We start from the raw sequence: 4,554 nt of genomic DNA on the forward strand, positions 1-4,554 counted from the left end.
CAACGTGCGGGCGTACGTGCTGGACGGGCACCTGCGCCCCGTGCCCGTGGGCGTTCCCGGCGAGCTGCTCATCGGCGGCGAGGCCGTGAGCCGCGGCTACTGGGGCCACCCGGCCCTCACGGCCGGCCGGTTCGTCCCCGACGCCTTCGGCCCCGCGGGGGGGCGGCTGTACCGCACGGGAGACCGGGTGCGCCGGCGGGCCGACGGCACCCTGGAGTACCTGGGGCGCCTGGACGAGCAGGTCAAGATCCGCGGCTTTCGCATCGAGCCGGGCGAGGTGGAGTCCGTGCTGCGGCAGGACGCGGACGTGCGCGAGTGCGCCGTCGTGGCCCGCGAGGACGTGCCCGGCACCCGGCGCCTGGTGGCGTACGTGGTGGGCGGGGCGGACCCCGACGCCCTGCGCGCCCGGCTGCGCCGCGCCCTGCCCGAGTACATGGTGCCGGCCGCGTTCGTGGCGCTGGACGCCCTGCCGCGCACGCCCAACGGCAAGCTGGACCGCCGCGCCCTTCCCGCGCCGGAGATGGGCGCCGCGCCGGCCCGCCACGTGGCCCCCCGCACGGCCGTGGAAGAGACGCTGGCCGGGGTGTGGGCCCAGGTGCTGCGCCTGGAGCGGGTGGGGGTGGAGGACGGCTTCTTCGAGGTGGGCGGCGACAGCATCCTGGCCATCCAGGTGGTGTCGCGCGCGCGCCGCGCCGGGCTGGAGCTGAGCCCCCGCGACCTGTTCGAGCACCGGACCATCGCCGAGCTGGCCGCCGTCGTGGGCGGGCGCCGGGCGGGCGCGGCCGCGGCGGAGCAGGGGCGGGTGGACGGACGCGCGCGGCTCACGCCCATCCAGGCCGCCTTCCTGGCGCGGGAGCACGCCGTGCCCGCGCACTACAACCAGTCCGTCCTCCTGGAGGTGGACGGGTCCATCCCCGGCGCCGCCCTGGAGACGGCGCTGGCGGCCGTCCTGGCCCACCACGACGCCCTGCGCCTGCGCTACCGGCGCACGGGGGACGGGTGGGAGCAGTGGCACGCGGACGAGACGGGGATCGCCCTGGAGCGGGTGGACCTGTCGGCCCTGGACGACGAGGCGCAGGACCGCGCGCAGGGCGAGGCGGCCCAGGCGCGGCAGGCGAGCCTGGACCTGGAGAACGGGCCCCTGGGGCGCGCCGTCCTCCTTGACCGGGGCGGCCGGGGCCGCGTGCTGCTGCTCGTCCTGCACCACCTGGTGGTGGACGGCGTCTCGTGGCGCATCCTGCGCGAGGACCTGGAGCACGCGTGCGAGCTGGCCGCCCGCGGCCTCCCCGTGGACCTGAGTGCCAAGAGCACCTCGTACCGCCAGTGGGCCGACGTCCTGGCCGCGTACGCGGACGGCGACGCCCTCCGGGACGAGGCGGCCTACTGGCACGCGCAGGGCGCCGGCGGGATCGCGCCCCTGCCCGTGGACGGCGACCCGTCCGCGGACCGTGCGCCCACCGTGGGCGGCGCCCGCTCCGTGAGCGCGGGGCTGGACGCCGAGGAGACGCGCGCCCTGCTGCAGGAGGTGCCCGCCGCCTACCGCACGCAGGTGAACGACGTGCTGCTGGCGGCCCTGGCCCGCACCCTGTCCGCGTGGACGGGCAGCCCCCGCGTGCGGCTGGCCCTGGAGGGGCACGGCCGCGAGGAAGAGGTGGCGGCCGGCGTGGACCTCACCCGCACGGTGGGCTGGTTCACCAGCCTGTACCCCGTGGTGCTGGACGTGTCGGGCGCGGACGGGCCCGGCGAGCGCATCAAGCGGGTCAAGGAGCAGCTGCGGGCCGTCCCCGCGCGCGGCATTGGCTACGGCGTGCTGCGCTGGCTGTCGGGCGACGCCGGGACGCGCGACGCCCTGGCCGCCCAGCCGGAGCCGGAGATCGTCTTCAACTACCTGGGCCAGTTCGACGGGGGGATGGAGGCCGGCGCGGCCCTGCGCTTCGCGGGCGGGCCCCGCGGCCGCGAGATCGCCGACGCCAACGGGCGCGGGCACCTGCTGGACGTGGGCGCCGCCGTGGCGGGCGGGTGCCTGCGGGTGAGCTGGACCTACGACGAGGCGACGCACGCCCGCGAGACGGTGCAGGGGCTGGCGGGGGCGTACGCCGACGCCCTGCGGGAGATCATCGCCCACTGCCGCGAGGCGGGCGCGGGCGGGTTCACCCCCTCGGACTTTCCCCTGGCCGGGCTGGCGCAGGGGGAGCTGGACGCCGTGCTGGCGGACCGGCGCGACGTGGAGGACCTGTACCCCCTGTCGCCCCTGCAGGAGGGGCTGCTCTTTCACTCGCTGTACGGCGACGAGTCGCAGGCGTACCAGGTGCAGGTGGCCCTGCGGCTGGAGGGCGCGCTGGACCCCGAGCGCCTGCGCCGCGCCTGGGACGCCGTGGTGGCGCGCCACGCCGTGCTGCGCACGGGCTTCGTGTGGGACGGCGTGCCGCGGCCCCTGCAGCGGGTGCACGCCGCGGCCGCCGTGCCGTGGACCGTGGACGACTGGCGGGGGATGACGGACGAGGCGCAGGAGGCCGCCCTGGAGCGCTTCCTGGCCGACGACCGCGCCCGCGGCTTTGACCTGCTCACGCCGCCCCTGCTGCGCTGCGCCCTGTTCCGCGCGGCCCCCGACGCCCACTGGTTCGTCTGGAGCCAGCACCACCTGCTCACGGACGGCTGGTCGGTGTCGCGCATCACCGCCGAGGTGTTCCGGCAGTACGCGGCCCTGGCCGAGGGCGGCGCGGCGGAGCTGCCGCGCGTGCGGCCGTACCGCGACTACATCGCGTGGCTGCGGCGGCAGGACGCCGCGGCGGCCGAGCGCTACTGGCGGGGCGTGCTGGACGGCTTCGGCGCGCCCACGCCCCTCCCCGCGGACCGCCCGGCGGCCGCCGGCGCGGCGCAGCGGCCCGCCAAGCGCACCCGCTTCCTTTCCCCCGAGGCCACGCGCCGCCTGGGCGAGGCGGCCCGGCAGCGCCAGCTCACCCTCAACACCCTGCTGCAGGGCGCGTGGGGGCTGCTGCTGTCGCGCTACACGGGCGAGGAGGACGTCGTCTTCGGCACCACCGTCTCCGGCCGGCCGCCGGCCCTGGAGGGGGTGGAGGAGATGATCGGCCTGTTCATCAACACCCTCCCCGTGCGGGTCCGCGTGCCGGGCCAGGCGCGGCTGGGCGCGTGGCTGGCCGGCGTGCAGCGCGCGCAGGCCGAGATGCGGGAGTACGAGTACGCCCCCCTGGCCCAGGTGCGGGAGTTCAGCGCCGTGCCGCGGGGCACGCCGCTGTTCGAGAGCCACTTCATCTTCGAGAACTACCCCGTCGAGCGCAGCGAGGGCGCCTCCGTGGGCGTGCGGGTGACCCGCGCCCGGGGCGTGGAGTGGAACACGTACGCGCTCTCCCTGCTGGCCGCCCCCGGCGACCGGCTGCACCTGGCCCTGAGCTACGACGAGAACCGCTTCGACGGCGCGACCATCGAGCGCATGCTGGGGCACCTGGAGCGGCTGCTGGAGCAGTTCGCCGACGAGGCCGATCCCCGCCTGGCGGAGCTGGAGCTGGTGGGGGCCCACGAGCGCCGGCTCATGCTGCACGCGTGGAACGACAACGACGCGCCGTACTCCGCCCATGCCTGCATCCACGAGCTGTTCCAGGCCCAGGCCGCGCGCACCCCGGACGCCGTGGCCGTCACCTATGGCGCGGAGCGGATGACGTTCGGCGAGCTGGACGCGCGGGCCAACCAGGTCGCCCACCACCTGCGCCGCCTGGGCGTGGGCCCCGAGGTGCGGGTGGGGCTGTGCCTGGAGCGGGGGATGGAGATGATGGTGGGCATCCTGGGGGTGCTCAAGGCCGGCGGCGCCTACGTCCCCGTGGACCCGGGCCACCCCGTGGAGCGCATCGCCTACGTGCTGGAGGACTCGGCCGTCCCCGTGCTGCTCACGCAGGAGCGCCTGCGCGGCCGCCTGCCCGCGGGCTCCGCCGTGCGGATGGTGTGCGTGGACCGCTGCTGGCCCGTGGTGGCGGCGGACCGCGCGGCGCCGCCGGAGAGCGGCGTCACGAGCGAGAACCTGTGCTACGTGATCTACACGTCGGGGTCCACGGGCCGGCCCAAGGGCGTGGCCATGCACCACCGCGGCGTCGTCAACTACATCGAGTGGGGGATCCGCTTCTACGGGGCCGACCGGGGCAACGGCTCGCCCGTCTTCTCGTCCATGGCGGTGGACCTCACCATCACCAACCTGCTGGCGCTCTTCGCCGGCCGGCCCGTGCACTTTCTCCCCGAGGAGAACGCCGTCGCGGCCCTGGAGGAGGCGCTGTCGGAGGGGCGCGGCTTCGGCGCCATCAAGATCACGCCCGTCCACCTGTCGCTCCTCACGCCCCTGCTGCGCGTGGAGACGGCGCGGGCCGCCGCGCACACGCTGGTGATCGGCGCGGACTTCCTTCCCGCCGAGCCCACGGTCTGGTGGCAGGAGAACGCACCGGACGTCCGGCTGATGAACGAGTACGGGCCCACGGAGACGGTCGTGGGCTGCAGCGCCTACGTGCTGCCCAACGGGGTGCACCGCCACGGCCCCGTGCCCGTGGGCGG

1 protein-coding gene is annotated in these 4,554 nt (G+C 76.3%); it reads left to right on the forward strand.

Annotation, left to right across the window (positions count from 1 at the left end):
• A partial coding sequence (locus VFZ20_RS22225) for a condensation domain-containing protein (RefSeq protein WP_329686144.1) occupies window positions 1–4,554 on the forward strand: 4,554 nt, incomplete at both ends.

It is taken from the genome of Longimicrobium sp. (genome assembly GCF_036280135.1).
Lineage (GTDB): Bacteria > Gemmatimonadota > Gemmatimonadetes > Longimicrobiales > Longimicrobiaceae > Longimicrobium.